Genomic DNA, 19,343 nt, shown 5'->3' with positions numbered 1-19,343 from the left:
TAATAATGGAAATCTCACAATTAACTCGCGTTAATATTAACTTACTGGTAACGCTTCAGGTGCTGTTACAAGAGCGTAATGCCTCATCTTCTGCAATTCGACTCAATTTAAGTCAGTCTACTATCAGTAAAAACTTGTCACAGCTTAGGCATATATTCGCAGACCCTTTATTCCACCGTGTTTCTCACAGTTTGATGCCTACGCCACTAGCGCAAGAATTAGAGCCGAAACTTAATGCGGCCATAAATGCGATCAACGAAATATTTTCACCTTCTGCGTTTGACTTAAAAAAATATCAAGGGTGTTTTAAAATTTCGATGCAAGAAAGTGCATTCGAATTTGTATTTTCAAAAATCATGCAACAAATTTTAGATGAAGCCCCAAATATGCGAATCGATACTTGGTTTAAAGACAACATTAGCCTTGAACAACTTAATCAGGGTCAGCTAGATTTCGTCATTATTCCACACGATGTTGGTCAACGTCCCAAATTACATAAACATCTCAGCAGTGAAGAATTATATAGAGACGAGCTGGTTTGTTTAACGCGAAAAACCAATCCAGTTTTACAGAACAACTGGAATCAACAGACATACTTAAACAGTAAACATATACATGTTAAAGACAACGAACTTGGCATCCCCATGTTTGACCAATCTTTATCTAAGTTAGGCTTTCAAAGAAACGTGGTTATACAGGTTCCTGATTTTAACGCTGCAACAAGTTTATGTAGTCATTCAGATCTAATTTTTACTACTACAACAAGCTGGGCAGAATCAGTTTTAAAATCTAATCAACTGGTGAAATTGAGTATGCCATGTCAATCAGAGCCAGTTGTATATTCTCTTTTTTGGCATCAACGAAGTGAAACTGACCTTGCCCACACGTGGTTGCGCTTGCTGCTGCTGGGCTTGTTTAAGTCTTAATTAGCACATAACTTAAGTGTCAGTAACGCAACATAAATAAAGTCTTAACGACTAAAACCTCGTAAAGGTAATGTTGTTGTTTGTATCCAGTTCTGTGCTGCGTATTCGCACTCACCATCGGTGACATGCAATGTAAAAGCTTGGCGCGACTTGGATGAACGATTTGGCGCGCTGTAGTGAGGTAACAAGCCTTGAAAAATAACTAAACTCCCTGCTTTCACTTCAACTGGTTTACCACACTTTTCAGTTGGCCATGGGGCTTTGTCCAAATTAACCATAGTAGTTTGCGTGTCGTTCAAATTAAAACGCTCTCTAAGTGGACCTCTATGACCTGCTGGCTCAACCCACAAACAGCCGTTTTCTAATGTGGCGTCTTCAATTGCAAACCACAAAGTAATCACACTTTGCGGCGTAGTAAAAAAGAAACTGGCATCTTGATGCCAATTAACAATGCCACCAATTTTAGGTTGTTTAAAAATATACATGGATTGACGAATTTGCGGTGTAGTCATGCCAAGATCACACATCATATCGCCCAATAGTTTTTGATGACTAAAGCTGTTAAATATTGGGTCTAATTCATGCAGCGCATGACCAATTTTATTGATGCATAAAGCACGTTCTTGAACAAGTTCTCCTTGATCATTAAACGCTTCTTCTTCAAAAAAACATCGAATTTTTTCTGCTGAATCGAGGAAATATGAATCATCACTACGGTTATTATCATTGGTACTAAAAATATGAGCTGGACTGTCTTCAACCCACTGTTCTACAAGTGAATTGGCACGATGTTTTATCGCATCAATTTCATTCAAAGGAATAATTTCGTCCAATACAATGAAACCTTGTTCATCGAAGTGCTTTATTTGTTCAGTTGACAACATTGGCAATTTTCCTAAGTCATAAGTTTAAATTCAGCGAGATGTCATTTACTCTCTTTTAATGACTATAACGCGAACCAAAAATTTCTAATATTGAATAATTCGAATATGCAATTGTCCAAATTAGAATATTTAATATTGATGTAACCTAACCATATATTTCGTCCTTGAAAATCGTTTCTAATTCATAATATTAAGATATAGATTTCAGCCGCTCTACCCTCGCAGATTTAGTAAACATAATTAGAAACATCCAAAATTGATTGATGTGTGCGTAAGGCTTTTAGTATATTAACTTTAAAAAGAAAGTTAATTTCAAAACCTACATCAGCCAAGGATCCAAACAATATGATAAAAAACTCTGATTTTAAGTGCAGCTAGTGCTTTTTTCCTGCTAAGCGCACCATCCGCAACAGCTGGACATCACGAAAAAGGCGAAGCAGAAAACCATATTCATAGTGCTAAAAAAATCTATTGAAAAAGCCGTAAGTAATAATGTATTACGTTCTGAGCGAGACATGGAGCGCGATCAATATCGTAATCCTGTCGCGACACTAGACTTCTTTGGAGTGCAGCCAAATATGACGGTTGCCGAACTGGGTCCATCGAGTGGCTGGTATACCCGTATACTAGCGCCTCTTACTGTCGAGAACGGTAAATACATCGCATTGAACAATAGTCCAACACCTGGCGAGCGCTACGAGCGTGGAATGCAGTGGCGTGAAACATTTATCGAACATAAGAGTGGCATGTTTGGACACAATGCATCAGCTCGCTTCATAGGACAAACAGTTCCATTTGCAGCGCCCAACAGCGTTGACACTGTGCTTATTATTCGTGGAATGCATGGACAGATTGGCCGAGGCGATGTCAACGGTTTATTAGCAGAAGTATTAGAAACACTGAAACCAGGCGGAGTGCTAGGCATAGTTCAGCACCGTGAGCGTGAAGACTTCGACACAGATCCTAAAGAAACAATGCGCGGTTATGTGAAGCAAAGTTATATTGTCGATTTGGTAAAAAAAGCAGGCTTTGAATTAGCCGCAACCAGTGAAATAAATGCCAACAAGAAAGACCCTGCAGATTGGGAAAACGGCGTTTGGGCACTTCAGGCTGGTAAGCCTATTGCTGAAAAAGACCAAAAATTCCGTGAAATTGGTGAGTCAGACAGGATGACTCTGAAATTTGTGAAGCCGGTTAAATAAAGAGGACATCTTTACAGCCTACTGAATTATGTGGCCGCTACTAGATATCTAGAAGTGGCCTATTTTTGAAACATATAAGTTTCAAACTCTTTGGGGCGATACTTGGTCTCATATTTTACTGAAGCATTTACAAAGACATTCAAAGCAATAAAGTACCCAATCACCTCTTGAAAAACATAACGCCCCTTTAACGGATAAATATTGTTGGTTAAAAATTAGCGACGAAGAAGCAAAACCAACTGTTTTTGCCCCTGTTAAATTACTTACTATGTGCCATTACACTAGCACGTACAAATAAACGTACATCAACACTTTAGAGTTAATATGGATGCAATAAGCTATACCGCAGCTAGAGCAAATTTAGCAAATACAATAGCGCATGTTTGTAATGACCACGCGCCAATTATCATTACCCGTAAAGTGAAGCTCCTGATGTTATGATGTCTTTAGAAGACTATAACGCAATGCAAGAAACTACTTGTTTACTTAGATCTCCAGCAAACACTAGAAACCTTTTAGAATCAATTACCGAGCTTGAAGCCGACAAAAGAACTGAACAAGTGCTTATTGAGTAAAATTAACGTCCTCAACCAAGCCTTGAGAAAAATATCTTTATTGGCAAACAACTGACAAAAAAATACTAAAGTGTACTAACTTATTATGTCTTGGATTCAAATAATAAGTGCATAACTTGAACGGGTAGAAAAGACGGTCGGCTGAATATATGCTAATCGCTTTTTCTCCGGCAAGAGATGCAACATTGAAAACATATAAATAACTGACCTATGAACAACGATGCCAGATTTATGCTTTAAGTAAAACAGGAATGAGCCAAAATAAAATATCCAACAACTAAAGGTTAGTCAATCAACCATTAGCAGGGAGTTTTCCCGTAATACAGGCAAACGAGGCTATCGTTTTAAGCAAGCTCAAACATCGACAGACACACGCCGATTAGTCGCTGTAAAGCCATTAAAATGACAACAGCACTCATTGCATTAATTGAGTCAAACTTACTACGAAATGGAGTCCAGAGCAGGTGTCTGGGTGGCTTAGGGAGGACCAGAGCATCGACATTAGTTATGAAACTATTTATCAGCACATTTGGTCTGACAAAAAAATGGTGGTTATTTATTCCAACATTTACGTAGGAAAGGTAAAGCTTATCAATCACGTAGTAAGGATAAACAAGCTGGCAGAGGGTTTATTAAGAACCGTATAAGTATCGATGAGCGTCCACACGTTGTTGATGATAAAAGTAGAATGGGTGATTGGGAAATTGACCTCGTTATTGGCAAAGGTCACAGTGGCGCACTGGTCACGATTGTAGAGCGCAAAACGAGTTTTACCGTCTCGAGACGTGTAGATGACAAGTCAGCAAAAATAGTCACAGCAGCCACCATCGCCTTGTAAGCGCCGTTTAAAAGCGCTGTACTCACGATTACAGCGGATAATGGTAAAGAGTTTGCGTACCATGAACAGATGACTGAAAGATTGAAATGTGATGTGTATTTTGCAGACCCTTATTGTTCGTGGCAACGAGGCTTGAATGAAAATACCAATGGTCTATTACGACAATATTGGCCGAAATCAACAGACTTTAAAAAGGTATCGCAATCAGCCGTTCAAGATGTAATAGTCAATCTCAATAACAGGCCAAGAAAGAAACTAAATTATAAAACGCCAGCCAAATTGATGGCTGAACACATGGTGGCTATAGCTGCTTAGAGGTTATGCACTTCAAACTTGAATCTGCCTGTAAAGATGTCCAAAGAACTCAAAAAAAAGGAATTGAAAACCTGAGCCTTTAAAACACGGTTTATATGGATATTGGCCTCGTCGTATAAATAATGAACATCGGATTATTTATAAGCAACAAGATAGGCTTATTCTAATCGCACAACTCCGATATTATTACGGCTGATAACGCTTTGCATATGGAACATTAGGAGCGCTTTTTCAGAAACCAAGAGCCTGTAACAGATTCTGTGTAACTGCCATTATTTAAGATGTTTCTCGAGGCGGTCCCCGAACTCGATTATAAAGCGAACCATCGCCTGCCGCCAGTTATGAATTGGCATAGACCATTTTTTTGATGCTTCGGTGATGGCTAAGTACACCATTTTCTTAGCTGGATCGTCGCTTGGAAATATCTTTCGTTTCTTAAGTGCCTTGCAGATAACGCTGTTGAGAGACTCAATGGCGTTGGTCGTATATATCGCTTTTCGGATGTCCGCAGGATAATTAAAGATAGTGTTTAAGTTCTGCCAGTGTGTTCGCCATGACTTACTAATCTGCGGATATTGCTCGTCCCAGGTGTCGCTAAAACGCTCCAGTTCAAGTAAGGCTTCTTCCTCTGTACTTGAACGATACACACGCTTTAAATCAGTCGTCACAGCCTTGTAGTCTTTCCAAAAAACGTATTTAAGTGAGTTACGCACCATGTGCACGATACACAGTTGCACATTGGTTTGTGGAAACACTGCATTAATCGCGTCAGGAAAGCCTTTGAGGCCATCTACGCAGGCAATTAGGATGTCTTCTACACCCCGATGTTGCAGCTCCGTCAGCACACTCAACCAGGACTTAGCGCCTTCGTTCTCGGCTACCCACATGCCCATTAGCTCTTTGTGGCCTTCGGTATTAATACCAAGCGCAAGGAAGATGGATTTATTGATAACACGCTTATTTTGGCGAATTTTCACCACAAGACAATCGAGATAAATAATCGGATAAATGGGGTCGAGCGGTCGTGATTACCATTCAACGGCTTTGTCGATGACGGCGTTCGTCACTCTTGATATAAGCGTGGGTGAGATGTCAGCCCCGTACCATTCATCAAAGGCTTGTACGATTTCACGTGTGCTCATGCCTTGCGCATATAGCCAAAGGATTTTTTCATCCATGGACGTAAATCGAGACTGATTCTTTTTGACCAATTTAGGCTCAAAAGAGCCATCACGATAACGTGGTGTGTCGAGGTCGAACTCACCATCTTCTGTTTTTATACGCTTAGTAGTCATGCCGTTACGACTATTCTTTACTACTGACTTAGCATGCTTCTCGTAGCCTCAATGCTCTTCCATCTCAGCGTTTAATGCAGCCTCAACGGTTATTTTCTTAGCATTCGGCTGAAATCATTTAAGTCTTCTGGGGTTTTAATGCCTTTGGCCGCTTCTTTAGCGAAAGCTTCAAGTTCTTTTCTGTTCATTTGCATCTGCCTATCCTTAACTCTCAATAGAGTAATTTATGATAAGCAGTTACACAAAATTTGTTACAACCTTTTAAATGACTGTTTAGCTGAACAACAGTTCTTGATATCATAAGTAATAGTGGTAACGACCAATTGCCAACCTTTTATATTATTTCCTTTGGATCCTCTCAATGAAAATCGTTTCTTTTAACATTAATGGTATACGCGCACGTTTGCATCAATTACAAGCGTTAATCGACAAACATCAGCCAGATATTATTGGCCTTCAGGAAATCAAAGTACACAACGACCAGTTCCCTATTGCTGATGTTGAAGCCATGGGTTACCACGTCTATTTTTATGGGCAAAAAGGCCACTATGGTGTGGCGATGATGTGTAAAAAGCCAGCATTAGAGGTGCAATATGGCTTTCCAACTGATGATGCAGAGGCACAGCGCCGCATGGTCATGGTGAGTTACCCCATGGAAAACGGCGAAACAGTGCGGGTGTTAAACGGTTATTTCCCGCAAGGTGAAAACCAAACTCACGAAACTAAATATCCTGCCAAACGAAAATATTACCAAGATTTGATGGGTTATCTAAACGAATATCATACCCCTGAAGAAAATGTGATTGTGATGGGCGATGTGAATGTTTCACATACCGATTTAGATATCGGCATTGGTGAGCCTAATCGCAAACGTTGGCTACAAACTAAAAAGTGCAGCTTTTTGCCTGAAGAGCGTGAATGGTTGAATACACTCATTGACTGGGGTTTTACCGATGGATTCCGTGATATGTATCCACAAGAGTCAAAAAAATACAGCTGGTTTGACTATCGTTCAAAAGGTTTTAACGACAACCGTGGTCTGCGCATAGATTTAATCTTAGCCACCGCCAAGTTACACGCGATGTTAAAAGAAGCCGATGTAGATTATGAATTAAGAGGTATCGAAAAGCCCTCTGACCATGCGCCTATTTGGTCAGTCTTTAAGTAACATCGAAAACAATAGAGTTTGAGTATTTAAGCATGGAACAAACCGCATACTTTACTGACATACAAACCGTGGCAGGGTTACTTAGCTTAGCCATATGTTATTTTGTTAGCAAAAAACTAATATTTTCCCAGTTAATATCAGACAAAAAATGTCAGCACTTAGTGTTTGGTAGTGCTGCTTGTTTGTTTATCTTATGGATGTTTCGAACAGGCATATACGACGGTCTAAATGTTCACTTTTTATGGCTCTCTGCCTTAACCTTATTGTTAGGCTTCCGCTGGGCTATTTTTAGCGCCTCTCTGGCCTTGTTGGGATTAACCGTATTTGGCAAAGAAAACATCGACATGTTAGGGGTAAACTTTTTATTAGGGGTACTCGCCCCGATTGCGCTTACATACGGAATTTATAGCCTGACCTTTCATAAATTACCCCGCCACATATTTACTTATATATTTCTTTGTGCATTTTTCCCAGGTGCATTAGCTATTGGGCTAAAGATGTTGGCATTTAGCGGCTATTTTTATTTTGATGATGTCTACAGCTGGCAAATAATTGAAAATAATTACTTATTGTTGACTACTTTAATGCTATTCCCTGAGGCGATGTTTAATGGCATGACTATTACTTTATTGATCATCTACAAACCAGAGTGGGTGTATACCTTTTACGACAAGTTGTATTTGGATAAGCCTTAGTTACGCTCTGCAAGACACATATTGCAACATAAAGCTGAGGTGAAAGTTGATGATGTATGCACATTATTTCGGCTTAAATCGTAGTCAGCAGGGCTAGAAAAATAGCCCGCATTAAGAAGAGACTATTAATTGGAAATAGAATTTTTTATTCAACTAAGTCTGCTAGGGATCGTGGTGGGTTTTGCAGCGGGTTTATTAGGGGTTGGAGGCGGTGGTATTTTAGTGCCAATGCTCACTAGTATTTATTTATCCTCGCAAACTGTGCCTAGTCATGCAGTTCATCTAGCCCTTGGTACTTCAATGGCTTCGATTATTACAACAACTTTTTCCAGTGCTTTTAGCCATTATAAAAACCATAATGTTGATTGGCAAAATGTTAAAGCAATGGTCCCCCTTATCATTGTTGGAGCCATATCCATTTCATTTTTGGTTCCCATTATTAACACCACCGTTCTTGCCGTGTTCTTTTCGCTATTTATGTTCAGTATTTCTATAAAACTATTCTTTAACAAGCAACATATACCCACTAAAAAAACGAACATAGCACCGCAATTGGCTGGCTTTGGAATTGGAAGTATTTCAACCTTAGTGGCCATTGGTGGCGCAGCATTAACAGTTCCTTATTTGATGAGTAGAGGCTTAGAAATGAGGCGAGCTATCGGTAGTTCGGCTGCTATTGGTTTTCCAATCGCAATTGCAGGCACCATTGGATACGCCATTAATGGGCATATTAGTGCAGAAGAACTGGGCAATAATCAGTCAATTGTTGGCTTTGTGCATATTCCGAGTGTGATTATTATTTCAATATTTGGATTTGCTATGGCACCAGTTGGAGTAAAGTTTTCGACTAAACTTCCAGTTCAAGTATTGAAAAAGATATTTGCCGTATTGTTGGTGTGTTTAAGTATCAAGATGTTGATGAACGTCATATTGTAATGATTAAAATTACCCGCAGAAAGTGCCACTGGCAAGACCCGCTTAACATCTGCTTTTATAGCCTGACAACGCCATAATTATTACATCATTTAAGAATAAAAACGCCCTGAAGACATATATTCGTTATTTATCAGCCATGTAATTTTTAAGCTTTATGCTCTATTAGCACAATGTTTTTTGGCAAACCTTCAGGTTTTATTCTAGTCGAATGTAACATTTGAATTTTCTAATTATTATCATCTCTGATGAGTTCCGCACTCTCTAGCCAAACAACAGCTTCGACTAGTTCATCTTTGGTAAATGCAGCTTTATTCTAATAACTAACCCAAGCCATCTCATCACTGGTTTTAACTTTGAGAACATTAAAATAGTTTCTTCTCGCGAGTTAAGAAGGAGTAACTACCTCAACTAAATCATCTATGTCCCAATCCTCCCCCAGCTTCTAATAGCTGAAGATCACTGGTCACTGTGTCTCTCATCTTTATATGATTAACTTCTGAAATTGCAAAGAATAAGTCCTGTACCGCTTTAAAAGGATTGTCTTGTGCAATTGATGGGGCTCTAAAAGACAGTGATACAAAAAGTAAAAGTTGTTAGATTTTGCGCATAAATTTGCTGCTAAATTTGAATATAACGACTTAATAAGTTGTAAATTTTAGCGTTAAAAACATCGAAAACAAACACAAGAAAATAGTTTAGATTAGTTTTATTAACTTATTACAACAAGTTACTCTCTAAAATTGTGAATTAGCATAATTACCTAGACGCTATTGTTAATTAAATCGAATGCTTAGCGTGAAATTACAATATTGACGATGGATATCTTAATAAAATGCTAATTCTGCGGTTTTAGAAATGCGTTTAGGTGCGCCGAATGTTTTAAATCATCCACATTTTCTATTGCATCAACATAACTATGATCTGCGGTGAACTCATTCGGAAATGCAACGCATGTTATGCCAGCTCCTATCGCTGCTTTTACACCAGATTTTGAGTCTTCTATTGCCATGCTATCAGCGGCCAAAATATTAAGCTTTTCCAAACAATACTCGTACACTTCAGGATTAGGTTTAGATGCATCGACCAAAGACCGGTTGGTTATTATATCGAATGTAGACGGGTCTAACCCAGCTGAATTCAATAACGTATCAATGTTATCTTTGCTAGTAGTAGTAGCAAAAGCCAATTTTATATTGTTAAATTTTGCACTATCTATCACCGACTGAACGCCTTCCCGTAACGGAAGTATTGAGTCAGTCATAAAACGGTGGAATAAACTTGTTTTTAACTTATGTACTCTAGCAGGCGAAAGACCTTTTGGAAGTCCTCCGTACTTATTATTGTATTCAGTGATGCGTGATTCGCCACCAGACTGGGTAAGGAGGCTCATATACTCCCCCTTGCCCCAAAACCACTCAATTGATAGTTCTTCAAATGCAGCGTTAAAGGCTTTGCGTTGAAGATATGAGGTGTTTGCTATAGTGCCTATTCCTCCGAAAATAATTACTTTCATCTATTTAACCTTATTCAGTGTGGATTACATCTGACAATATGTGATGAGCAGATGATGAGGTCAAAAATAAAATTTGACGCTCTTTATAAATAGCTTTATTCATCTTCTTTAAATTGAGTTCTAATCTGTTCAATTCGTTTTTGGTTTGCACCAAGATCTGAATAGCCAATACGTGATGCAGACCTTACATTTATAATTATTTGTTCGATGTTTTTTGGTGGAAAAGAAAACTCTACATCATCAACAAATTTGAATATTTTGGAAGTAAACTCTACACGAATATAACTTTCCTGAACGACTATAACCTTGGTTCGCTCCAAAGCGTTTAGTATTTGTAAAAGTTTATTTTGTGTATCTTGAGGTGTTCCAGTGAAATTAATGGGGGGTATATAATGATCTTTATCCGTTGCTTGACTACTCACACAATTTGGCTTGCTAGGACATGGAGTTAATTGACCACTCGTGACTCCCAGCTTAGGAATGGTGCCAGAGCATCCCATCATAAAGACAAAGCTAAATAAAATAATTGAAACTTGTTTATTCATATCATTTTCCTTAAAAGTTATAACAACCAACGATTGAAAACACATCTAAGATCTTAGTGGTAAGCTTTACTTGCCGACTAGATGGCTTTTATGTGCGAAGTTTTAGACTGCGCCTTTCAGAGATTTACCGCTATCTAGCAACGGTCTTGGTATATTTTGCATAGATATGTAAACAATTATCTAAACTAACGCAAAATTTTAGCTGCTTTTAAAATTAAACTTATATGCCGCGTATTCATAATTTACGTCAAGCTTTTGACAAGGCTGAAACTGCTTTATAACCCTGCTGAATTGTTTTGACAATATTGTCGGTCATGTCGCGTTCAACCACTTTATGTTCAACACCTGCTTGTTTGGCATGAGCAAAAATAGCAGGAAAATCAATAATACCCGTCCCTACGTCCGCAAATGCACCTTGTTTGTCCATATCTTTAACGTGCCACAATTTAAAGCGTCCGGGATGGCGTTTAAAATATGCTAATGGGTCTTGTTTTGCCTTGACCATCCAATACAAATCCATTTCCATTGCCATTAAATCGGCATCAACATCTTGTAGTAATACGTCATAAGGTAACTGCCCATCACGCATTTCAAATTCAAAATCGTGATTATGATAAGCCAATTTCAGTCCTACTTTTTTACAGGCTTCACCATAGACATTGCAATTTTCAGCCAACTTTTTATAGACATTAATACCACTGCCACGCTGCTCAACAGTCAAATAAGGAATAACCACATACTCATGACCCACTTCTTTCGCTGTATCGATAACCTGGTTGAGGCTCTTATCAAATAAATCCAACCTAATGTGCGCCGAAGGTGAAGTGAGCCCCTCACCATCTAACATTTTGCGAAATTCCCGAGGCGAATATTCAAAATATCCAGCGGTTTCAACTTCTTTATAACCCACTGCCGAAACCAATTTTAAGGTCGCAGGCACACTCACCGCCATCATGTCGCGCAACGTGTATAATTGTAAACCCACTGCACTTGGCTTATCGGCGGCAAAGGCTAGGGAGCCCGGTAACAGACTAGCACCTAAAATAATACTGCTAAGTTTCATAAAGCGCCTGCGATCAAGCGCTAGTTCAGTTTGAGACTCAGATGGATTTAAGCCATAGATATTTTGGTGATTCATATTTATCTTTCCCTAGTTGTTTTAATTCGTGGTTGAATAATTTGACCTTCACGTGATGTGTATAATAGACATCGCAGATACAGCATGTGATTCAATCAAATATTTAACGCTCTTCGACATTATCTAAAATGGCTGTCGAGATCGGTGATCTACACTACAACTCACTGAATTCAATGTCACCATAATAAGATTCTGCTTCTTTTTCACTATTATCAGTGTCTGTCATAATGGCTATAATATCTATACGTTTTCTGGTTAGCTTCCTGACTACCTTTATCACCAAAGACATCAATCAAATCTTGGTATACATTGCGTTTTTCTTGGTACCACTTGCCTTTTTCAAATCCCTTTCCTCGGATAGACATAATTTTGATACTTGAACCAGCAAATGGATTATCCCAAATCAAGCCTTTATCTTGATTACTCGACCAAACATAGTTTAACGATTTAGTCTTCCAAAGCATAAAGCCACCATCGATAACCACCTAAATACTGGCGATGAAGTCATACCCACTTTTAGTACGTTCGTTTAGCTATTGCAACTTTTTTTCTACTAACCAGCTCCAATTTATGTAGGAGTCAAAGCCATATCGATTTTTCTTTTTTAACATCAATCCAGAAGCAGCGTTTCAACTAATTGCTTGAAGCGCCAAGCGGCCTTTATGCTCGTCGATGCTGTAAATCGTTTTTCCAAAGAATACTTTGGGTTCCCATTTTTGAATGCCGTTATCATCTAATGAGGTAAGGTTATTAGAAGGTTTAGCGTTCAAACAAGTGATTATGCTAAAAAGTAAAACAATCCATCGAAGCATCTACCCTCCTATAAATACCCTAAGTTGTATAACGCTCAGAACAATGTAAACGCCTTGCGCTGCATGTTTGATTTGATGGTTATTAACTATCTTTTCATAGGTTAAATACAGAAACCACAAATCAGAAAAGTTTGCAAAAATATCATTTTTGCTCGATGCCAATATTAAATCGTCAGTAATCACTAAACAGTATCTGATCAATTACAACACAGTAAATAAGCAAATATCCAACCTAACACTATTTTTAAATTAATAGCCAGTTCCAAGTAAATTAGAATGGCTTTCTATATAAAATATACACTGGCAGGGTACAAAATAATGTCAGTTATAGAAAATGATGCTTTTTAATTATATAATTTAAAGTCGATTTCAATAAAAAATTCATCCGAATTGGGTCTTATGAAAATACACTTAATGCTATGCATCATCCCGCTTTTTGGTACGTCCCTTTCACATGCACAAAAAACACTCACATTAGCTACCACCCATTGGTGCCCTTACACATGTGACTTTAATGGTGATAAGCATGGCATCGTAGGTGAAATTATGACGAGTATTCTACATGCTCAAGGTATCAATCTTAATATTGAGTATTATCCATGGTCACGGGCTATTCGGTTGGCTAACCAAAACAAAGTAGATGGCTTGCTCACGTCTACGTTAGAGGAGTCTCCAAATTTAATATTTTCTACTTCCCCAATAGGAAGTTATCAAATGTGTTTTTATTCTAAAGACACTAATACTTGGTTGTATAAGCCTGATTTAAAATTCGGCTCAAATAAGTTAGCAATAGTTCAAGACTACAGTTACGGCGAGCCCTTAGATTCATATATTAATGAAGACAAAAATAAGAATTTGTTGTTTATGTCAGGTGAAGATAGTTCGAGTCGATTGATAAGAATGCTACAAATCGGTCGATCAGATATCATTATTGAAGATAAGAAAGTGATTCAATGGACAATGATTAAAAATAATCTAGATACATCACACATAAAACAAGTGGGTTGTTTGGATGAACAACCGTTTTTTTTGGTCGTTGTATTTTAATGAGGATAATCTCGAATTAATGAAAGGATTAAATCAAACTTTGTTTGGCGCCTATGAACAATTTAATAAAGCCACGCTCATAAATTAATATGATTGACTGAACTTAAAATTTTACACAGACCATTAACTGCACTTTTAGAAGCGACCGGTAGAGTATAGTTAATTAATGAACACAAACCCTCAAGCCCTAATTTAATGCGCGTAATGCTTGCCAGTTGTATCAAAAGGCACGACCTCTGACTTATCTTCAGGCAAAACTACAGGCCATTTTTTATCACGTCCCTGCCACATCTGTTCAGCTTGTTGATAAGCCTCTGTCCAGTCAAGTTTATCCACTAACACCAACATTAAACTCAAAGTACCCACTACAGCATGGTTAGCATAAATATCATCAAACTCTCCAGTCCAGACACTTATCAATTGTTTAGCGTCAAGTTCTTGAGGTTTAGTAATAAACGTTTCACAAGTGGCGGTTACATCTTCGCTGGATTGTTGCCCATTACGGCTAACATGCAAGGTAACATCTCGAAGCGGATTGAATTCGACTTCACCGCCTTCGCCTCTAAAACATAATACGTTAGCGTCATTTAATAAGGCGGCGGTCTCACGATGTTTTTCGTCAATTTTACGATGGAAAATGCCTTGCAGGCAATGAGCGGCATGAGAGGGATTTAACATTCTAGCCAATGTATTGGCACACGAACGCAAACCAAATTGCTCGCGCAGTTGAATAATATCGTCGAGTTGCGGGTTAATCTGTTTTAAGTCCATGTAAGCAAAACCGAAAGTGTCTAATGCAACTTGTACTTGCTCTGGGTGTTGTGCCACTTTAAAACCAATTTGTGGCAATACTTCTTTAAGATATAAACGTTTTGAATCTGGCTCATGAGTACCATGTAAAAATATCCGTTTACCATTTTTTGCCAGCAACATAACCGCCAACAAAAACCAAGGTAGGTGCCTGCGCTTACCGGCGTAACAGCCCATGTCTAAATCCACAGATAAATCAGCCACACTAGCAAGGCTACAAGTACGAAATGCCTGACTAAAACCGGCTAATTCTTCAGCTGTTTCTTCTCTAACCCGAAGCAACATCAAAAACGCACCTTTTTGTTCGGCTGTGGCTTGGCCATTAATGACCATACTCATAGCCTGTTCTGCTTCTTGCATGGTTAAAGTTCGCCCTGCACGTTGGCCACGACCGATAATACGAATAAAGTGTTTAAAATCTGTTGGGGTATCTGACATTATTTCGGGCATAACTAGAAAATTCTTATTGGTTGTGTTTGATATTCTATCCTGAATAGCTGCGCTTAATAACAAAAAAAATCATTATCTAGTCGTATTACTTAAGTGTTTATTAGGTGTTAACACTCAACTCATTTGCTGATGATGAAAATAGCGATAAGTTGACATCGTGACGCTTGTTCACTACTTCACCTACTATAGTTATGGCTGGACCTTGAAAATTACGTTCAAGCACACGCTGGGCGATATTTTCTAGGGTGCCAATGCACACTTGCTGTTGTGCCGTTGTGGCTTGGTCAATAACGGCAACTGGCGTGCTCGCCTCTAGCCCATGGGTTGTGAGGCGCTGCATTATCGTGTCGATACGTTTGAGTCCCATGTAAAACACTAATGTTTCACCCTTATTGGTAGATTGTGAGGCGTTGGCTCCTGCCACCAGCGCTTGCCAATTGGGCTCGTCTGTAGGGGACTTTAGCTCGCCTGTGGCTGACTTTTCTGATCTTAAGTGTGCAGTGATAAAACGAACAGATTGAGCACATTCTCTATGCGTAAGAGGGATACCTGCATAAGCCGACGCACCCGATGCAGCGGTAATACCCGGCACTATCGCAAAGTCGATGTGGTGCTTCGCTAAAATATCACATTCTTCTGCAGCTCTAGCAAAAATAGCGGGGTCGCCACCTTTTAAGCGCACAATGTTTTTACCGGTTAGTGCCACTTCTACCATCAACTGGCATATATCGGCTTGTTTCATACTATGGCGGCCACACTTTTTACCCACAAATACCCTTTCAACATGACGCGGGATCATCTTGATAATATCTGGGTTAACCAACCAGTCATACATCACTACATCCGCTTGTTGAATTAAGCGATGGGCTTTTAAAGTCAGCAGCTCCGCATCGCCCGGCCCTGCTCCAATCAAATAAACGTGGCCTTTCGCATTACGTTTACGACGCGGCACAAGCTGATGATGGCTAAAATAGTGGTTTAACCAATTAGGTAGTTGCTTCAAAGGTGTGACGTTATGACTAGACAAAAACTGTTGTAGTCGTGCAAAGCCCCATGGAAATAATGTATTTTCGGTATTCATGATACGGCCTCCAAAGTAATTAATTGGTCTTCTTCAATAATGAGATTTTTGGGCTGATGTAACCTCACCATTTGGCTCAGTTCAGACTTACATGAGCCACAATTAGTCCCACACTTTAACTGCTTACCTAAATTGTCTACTGAGTTACAGCCACCTTTGATGGCGTCAATAATGGTATTTTCAGCTACTTTAAAACAACTACACACTAACTTGCCTTGTTTGAATTGCACATCAGGCTGGATGTTTAACAAACCGTGAAGCTGTTCAGGCGTTACGTTTTCGCTAATGAGCAAACTATTGATCCAGCTGGGATCAACCTCATTGTGGTTTACTGAGATAAACATGATCAATGACATCACACCTTGGCGCATGGCACAGCTGCTATTTAGGTCAATGCCTGAGGCGTTGACCCATTCGTCATACAGTGGCAGTTGTTGTTGTAAGTCGCGCTTAATTTTTGCTGGCTCTTGTTCTGTGGCAAAAAATACTAAATGCCCGTTATCAACGGGGCATGTGACAAAATAATCAAAATATTCTCGCAGTAACTCAACCTTAAGCTGTTGCCGAATAAACAGCTGCCCAGAATATTGATAACTGACTTTTTGAAGCTTAACCGCTGCATGTTTTAATTCAGGCTGCCCAGATATTTTGTCGTTAGCATCGGTATAAAGAGCGCTAATGTTGGCGCTGGATGCGTTACTAGCACTCCAATGAATGGGTGCAAACACCTCTCCTTGACGTTGATTGTTGTCAATTACTATGGGCAGCAAGACTCGGTTTTGCTTATTATTAAAATGGGCTGCGCTGAGGCTAACTAAATCATCATTCTTTAACGCTAAGCGTTGAGCATCTATTGCATGAATAGCTAAATATGGTCGGTTGGTGTGTGCGCTTAATTCTGACGTTTTACCGGTACGTGTCATGGTATGCCATTGATCTCTCACCCTGCCACTATTAAGTACAAAGGGGAAATCAGTGTTTGTTAATTGTTCAGGTGCAGCAAAGTCGGTGAGCACAAACTGTGCTTTACCACTTTGAGTGTAAAATTTTCCGTCTGTGAATAATCGTTTAGTGCCATCGGGATACTGTTTATTCACAGGCCATTGCACCGGTTTTAGACGGTTATATTGGGTTTCTGTCATATTACATAAACCAGATAAGTCTAAACCTCGACTGCCTTGGTTATCTGCTTTGGTTAATCCGGCATATTCAGCAAATATTTCATTGGCTGAATTAAAATCGAAACCGTTTTCAAACCCCATGGCTTTGGCTACATCACATATAATTTGCCAGTCGTGCTTAGCTTTGCCTGCGGCAGGTAACAAACCACGCTGGCGGGAAATACGCCGCTCAGAATTGGTGACTGTGCCGTCTTTTTCTGACCAACAGCTAGCCGGAAAAGCAATATGGGCATAATCAAGAGTATCGTTTTTAGCCACACAATCAGACACTACCACCAGCTCACATTTTGTTAATGCTTCGGCAATTTTTTGTCTGTTGGGCATACTCACCATTGGATTAGTGGCCATGATCCACACGGCTTTGACTTTGCCATTATTAATATTGTCAAATAAATCGACGGCTTTCAACCCCGCTTTATTAGCGATAGTGGGCGACTGCCAATACGTCTGTACCGTTTGGCGATGTTCAGGGTTTTCAATATCCATATGACAAGCCAACATATTGGCTAAACCACCCACTTCGCGGCCGCCCATAGCATTGGGTTGACCTGTTAACGAAAACGGCCCGCAACCTTCACGACCAATCTTACCGGTGGCTAAATGACTGTTAATAATACTGTTAGCTTTGTCAGAACCAGAGGTAGATTGATTCACCCCCATGCAATAAGCAGTGACCACTTTATCGGTTTTAGCAAATAATCGATAAAAACTATGTAATTCTAATTCACTAATGTCACATTGCTGGGCTACTTGACTTAATGTCCAAGGCTTACAGCTGTTAATAACCTGCTCAAAGCCTTGTGTATTAGCTGTGATGTAATCTGTATTGACAGCATCGTGATTATCCAAATATGCCAATAAACCGTTAAACAACACCACATCGGTACCGGGTTTAATCGCTAGATGCATATCGGCCAACTCAGATGTAGCAGTTCTTCGTGGGTCGATTGTGACCACTTGCATGTCGGGATTCAGCTTTTTAGCTCTCTCGATACGTTGAAACAATACAGGGTGTGTCCAAGCCGCATTTGAGCCCACCAATATTAATAATTCGGCTTGCTCTAAATCTTCATAACAACAAGGCACCGCATCGGCACCAAAGGCACGTTTGTAAGCCGCTACAGCTGACGACATACATAATCTTGAATTAGTATCGATATTGGCACTGCCGATATAACCTTTCATCAGTTTATTGGCGACATAATAGTCTTCAGTTAACAATTGGCCTGATACATAAAACGCAACTGAGTCGGATCCATGCTTTGCAATAAGCTGATTAAACTTAGTCGCCACTTGAGCAATGGCGTCTTCCCAACTGGCTTTTTTAGCGCCAATCATAGGGCTGAGTAAACGGCCCGAGGGAGAATTGGTTTCTAATAACTTACTGCCTTTAACGCACAAACGTCCGAAGTTGGCAGGGTGATCGCTACTGCCTTTTAGTTCAGTTAATTGTTTGTCGTTAGCAATGTGCACATCTATACCACAGCCCACACCGCAGTATGGGCAAGTAGTGCTGACCACAGAAGCAGTGCTAGCGCTTTTATTCTTGGGCATGTGATGATTAGAAGGCATCAATTAGTCAGCCAACTGCAACTGCACTTGGTTGTTTTCGATACGCACTGGGTAAACCGTTAACTTAATAGCATCGTCATCTAGGCATTGGCCTGAACTTAAACAATAGCGCTGCTTGTAAAGTGGCGAAATGATCACCTTCGCGTTTTCCACAGAGCCCAATAATCCACGATACAACACATTAGCTTTGCCGATTGGATCCCAGTTACTTACAGCGAAAACCTGTTCATCATTGGCGTTTTTAATTTTAAACAAGGCAATTTGTTGTTCGTTTAGCAAAGCGCAAACTCCAGAATTGGCGACTAAGTCGGTATCGCTGCATACCGAAATCCAGTTATTTGATGTGCTCATTGTGTGTCT

At 39.5% G+C, this 19,343-nt stretch carries 19 protein-coding genes and 2 pseudogenes; 9 read left to right on the top strand and 12 right to left on the bottom strand.

The window, feature by feature from the left end:
• Positions 1-5 precede the first annotated feature (5 nt).
• Positions 6-926 carry a LysR family transcriptional regulator gene (locus C427_RS10950; protein ID WP_015430834.1) on the top strand — a complete coding sequence of 307 codons (921 nt, stop codon included), beginning with the start codon at positions 6-8 and terminating at the stop codon, positions 924-926.
• A gap of 44 nt (positions 927-970) precedes the next feature.
• Here the strand turns inward: C427_RS10950 and C427_RS10945 are convergent, their stop codons facing one another.
• Positions 971-1,810: a phytanoyl-CoA dioxygenase family protein gene (locus C427_RS10945; protein WP_007641923.1), complete on the bottom strand. Its 840-nt coding sequence runs from the start codon at positions 1,808-1,810 to the stop codon at positions 971-973.
• A gap of 455 nt (positions 1,811-2,265) precedes the next feature.
• On the opposite strand from C427_RS10945, the gene C427_RS10940 reads away from it, so the two are divergent.
• From C427_RS10940 to C427_RS28830, 4 genes and pseudogenes are all read left to right on the top strand, one after another.
• Positions 2,266-3,012, top strand: a complete 747-nt coding sequence (locus C427_RS10940; protein ID WP_015430833.1) for a class I SAM-dependent methyltransferase — start codon at positions 2,266-2,268, stop codon at positions 3,010-3,012.
• A 324-nt stretch (positions 3,013-3,336) separates the two neighbouring features.
• Positions 3,337-3,453: a type II toxin-antitoxin system Phd/YefM family antitoxin gene (locus tag C427_RS27455; RefSeq protein ID WP_015430832.1), complete on the top strand. Its 117-nt coding sequence runs from the start codon at positions 3,337-3,339 to the stop codon at positions 3,451-3,453.
• Positions 3,454-3,790: 337 nt separating this feature from the next.
• Positions 3,791-4,740, top strand: a pseudogene (locus C427_RS29005) (IS30 family transposase).
• Positions 4,741-4,855: 115 nt separating this feature from the next.
• Entirely contained in the window at positions 4,856-4,936 is an 81-nt protein-coding gene (locus C427_RS28830; RefSeq protein WP_236613779.1) for a type II toxin-antitoxin system RelE/ParE family toxin, read from the top strand.
• 76 nt (positions 4,937-5,012) lie between these two features.
• Here C427_RS28830 and C427_RS10920 read toward each other — a convergent pair.
• Positions 5,013-6,223: pseudogene (locus C427_RS10920) on the bottom strand (IS256 family transposase).
• A gap of 173 nt (positions 6,224-6,396) precedes the next feature.
• Here C427_RS10920 and xthA point away from each other — a divergent pair.
• The 3 genes from xthA (at position 6,397) to C427_RS10900 (ending at position 8,834) form a co-directional block, all read left to right on the top strand.
• Entirely contained in the window at positions 6,397-7,203 is an 807-nt protein-coding gene (gene xthA / locus C427_RS10910) for an exodeoxyribonuclease III (protein WP_007638102.1), read from the top strand.
• A gap of 32 nt (positions 7,204-7,235) precedes the next feature.
• On the top strand, positions 7,236-7,898 hold the full coding sequence (locus tag C427_RS10905; RefSeq protein ID WP_007638101.1) for an energy-coupling factor ABC transporter permease: 663 nt from the start codon (positions 7,236-7,238) through the stop codon (positions 7,896-7,898).
• A 129-nt stretch (positions 7,899-8,027) separates the two neighbouring features.
• Entirely contained in the window at positions 8,028-8,834 is an 807-nt protein-coding gene (locus tag C427_RS10900; RefSeq protein WP_007638100.1) for a sulfite exporter TauE/SafE family protein, read from the top strand.
• Between the two features lie 835 nt (positions 8,835-9,669).
• Here C427_RS10900 and C427_RS10895 read toward each other — a convergent pair.
• The 6 genes from C427_RS10895 to C427_RS26760 all read right to left on the bottom strand — a co-directional run bounded on the left by C427_RS10895 (position 9,670) and on the right by C427_RS26760 (position 12,842).
• Positions 9,670-10,347, bottom strand: a complete 678-nt coding sequence (locus C427_RS10895) for an HAD family hydrolase (RefSeq protein WP_007638098.1) — start codon at positions 10,345-10,347, stop codon at positions 9,670-9,672.
• Positions 10,348-10,442: 95 nt separating this feature from the next.
• On the bottom strand, positions 10,443-10,892 hold the full coding sequence (locus C427_RS10890; protein ID WP_007638097.1) for a DUF1499 domain-containing protein: 450 nt from the start codon (positions 10,890-10,892) through the stop codon (positions 10,443-10,445).
• A 247-nt stretch (positions 10,893-11,139) separates the two neighbouring features.
• Positions 11,140-12,030, bottom strand: coding sequence for a sugar phosphate isomerase/epimerase family protein (locus C427_RS10885; protein ID WP_007638096.1), 891 nt, complete (start codon positions 12,028-12,030; stop codon positions 11,140-11,142).
• Between the two features lie 154 nt (positions 12,031-12,184).
• Entirely contained in the window at positions 12,185-12,256 is a 72-nt protein-coding gene (locus tag C427_RS28825; RefSeq protein ID WP_407636121.1) for a hypothetical protein, read from the bottom strand.
• Positions 12,243-12,494 (bottom strand): DUF3047 domain-containing protein, encoded by a 252-nt coding sequence (locus tag C427_RS26765; RefSeq protein ID WP_015430825.1) that lies wholly within the window; start codon positions 12,492-12,494, stop codon positions 12,243-12,245. Before C427_RS26765 ends, C427_RS28825 begins: the two co-directional genes overlap by 14 nt.
• 165 nt (positions 12,495-12,659) lie before the next feature.
• On the bottom strand, positions 12,660-12,842 hold the full coding sequence (locus C427_RS26760; protein WP_015430824.1) for a hypothetical protein: 183 nt from the start codon (positions 12,840-12,842) through the stop codon (positions 12,660-12,662).
• Between the two features lie 546 nt (positions 12,843-13,388).
• Between C427_RS26760 and C427_RS10870 the strand changes: the two genes are divergently transcribed.
• Complete coding sequence (locus C427_RS10870) at positions 13,389-13,889, top strand: hypothetical protein (RefSeq protein WP_409371892.1); 501 nt, start codon at positions 13,389-13,391, stop codon at positions 13,887-13,889.
• 192 nt (positions 13,890-14,081) lie between these two features.
• Here the strand turns inward: C427_RS10870 and C427_RS10865 are convergent, their stop codons facing one another.
• The 4 genes from C427_RS10865 to nirD all read right to left on the bottom strand — a co-directional run bounded on the left by C427_RS10865 (position 14,082) and on the right by nirD (position 19,334).
• The gene (locus C427_RS10865; RefSeq protein ID WP_007638093.1) at positions 14,082-15,149 is read right to left on the bottom strand and encodes a glycosyl transferase family protein; all 1,068 of its coding nucleotides are present in this window, start codon (positions 15,147-15,149) and stop codon (positions 14,082-14,084) included.
• A gap of 100 nt (positions 15,150-15,249) precedes the next feature.
• Complete coding sequence (gene cobA / locus C427_RS10860; RefSeq protein ID WP_007638091.1) at positions 15,250-16,230, bottom strand: uroporphyrinogen-III C-methyltransferase; 981 nt, start codon at positions 16,228-16,230, stop codon at positions 15,250-15,252.
• Positions 16,227-18,983, bottom strand: a complete 2,757-nt coding sequence (locus C427_RS10855; protein ID WP_007638090.1) for a nitrate reductase — start codon at positions 18,981-18,983, stop codon at positions 16,227-16,229. The genes cobA and C427_RS10855 overlap by 4 nt, the downstream gene beginning before the upstream one ends.
• A 3-nt stretch (positions 18,984-18,986) precedes the next feature.
• Positions 18,987-19,334 (bottom strand): nitrite reductase small subunit NirD, encoded by a 348-nt coding sequence (gene nirD / locus C427_RS10850; protein ID WP_007638089.1) that lies wholly within the window; start codon positions 19,332-19,334, stop codon positions 18,987-18,989.
• Between the last annotated feature and the right edge of the window lie 9 nt (positions 19,335-19,343).

This window comes from Paraglaciecola psychrophila 170, from assembly GCF_000347635.1.
In the GTDB taxonomy this organism is placed as follows: domain Bacteria; phylum Pseudomonadota; class Gammaproteobacteria; order Enterobacterales; family Alteromonadaceae; genus Paraglaciecola; species Paraglaciecola psychrophila.
Note: the sequence above shows the minus strand (reverse complement) of the source record. Positions and strands in the feature narration are given on the sequence as shown.

Coding starts and splice junctions, on each gene's coding strand:
- nirD (WP_007638089.1), bottom strand. CDS start 19,334: ATGAGCACATCAAATAACTGGATTTCGGTATGCAGCGATACCGACTTA.
- C427_RS10890 (WP_007638097.1), bottom strand. CDS start 10,892: ATGAATAAACAAGTTTCAATTATTTTATTTAGCTTTGTCTTTATGATG.
- C427_RS10895 (WP_007638098.1), bottom strand. CDS start 10,347: ATGAAAGTAATTATTTTCGGAGGAATAGGCACTATAGCAAACACCTCA.
- C427_RS10945 (WP_007641923.1), bottom strand. CDS start 1,810: ATGTTGTCAACTGAACAAATAAAGCACTTCGATGAACAAGGTTTCATT.
- cobA (WP_007638091.1), bottom strand. CDS start 16,230: ATGAATACCGAAAATACATTATTTCCATGGGGCTTTGCACGACTACAA.
- C427_RS10905 (WP_007638101.1), top strand. CDS start 7,236: ATGGAACAAACCGCATACTTTACTGACATACAAACCGTGGCAGGGTTA.
- xthA (WP_007638102.1), top strand. CDS start 6,397: ATGAAAATCGTTTCTTTTAACATTAATGGTATACGCGCACGTTTGCAT.
- C427_RS10865 (WP_007638093.1), bottom strand. CDS start 15,149: ATGCCCGAAATAATGTCAGATACCCCAACAGATTTTAAACACTTTATT.
- C427_RS26760 (WP_015430824.1), bottom strand. CDS start 12,842: ATGCTTCGATGGATTGTTTTACTTTTTAGCATAATCACTTGTTTGAAC.
- C427_RS10855 (WP_007638090.1), bottom strand. CDS start 18,983: ATGCCTTCTAATCATCACATGCCCAAGAATAAAAGCGCTAGCACTGCT.
- C427_RS10885 (WP_007638096.1), bottom strand. CDS start 12,030: ATGAATCACCAAAATATCTATGGCTTAAATCCATCTGAGTCTCAAACT.
- C427_RS10950 (WP_015430834.1), top strand. CDS start 6: ATGGAAATCTCACAATTAACTCGCGTTAATATTAACTTACTGGTAACG.
- C427_RS27455 (WP_015430832.1), top strand. CDS start 3,337: ATGGATGCAATAAGCTATACCGCAGCTAGAGCAAATTTAGCAAATACA.
- C427_RS10870 (WP_409371892.1), top strand. CDS start 13,389: ATGACGAGTATTCTACATGCTCAAGGTATCAATCTTAATATTGAGTAT.
- C427_RS26765 (WP_015430825.1), bottom strand. CDS start 12,494: ATGCTTTGGAAGACTAAATCGTTAAACTATGTTTGGTCGAGTAATCAA.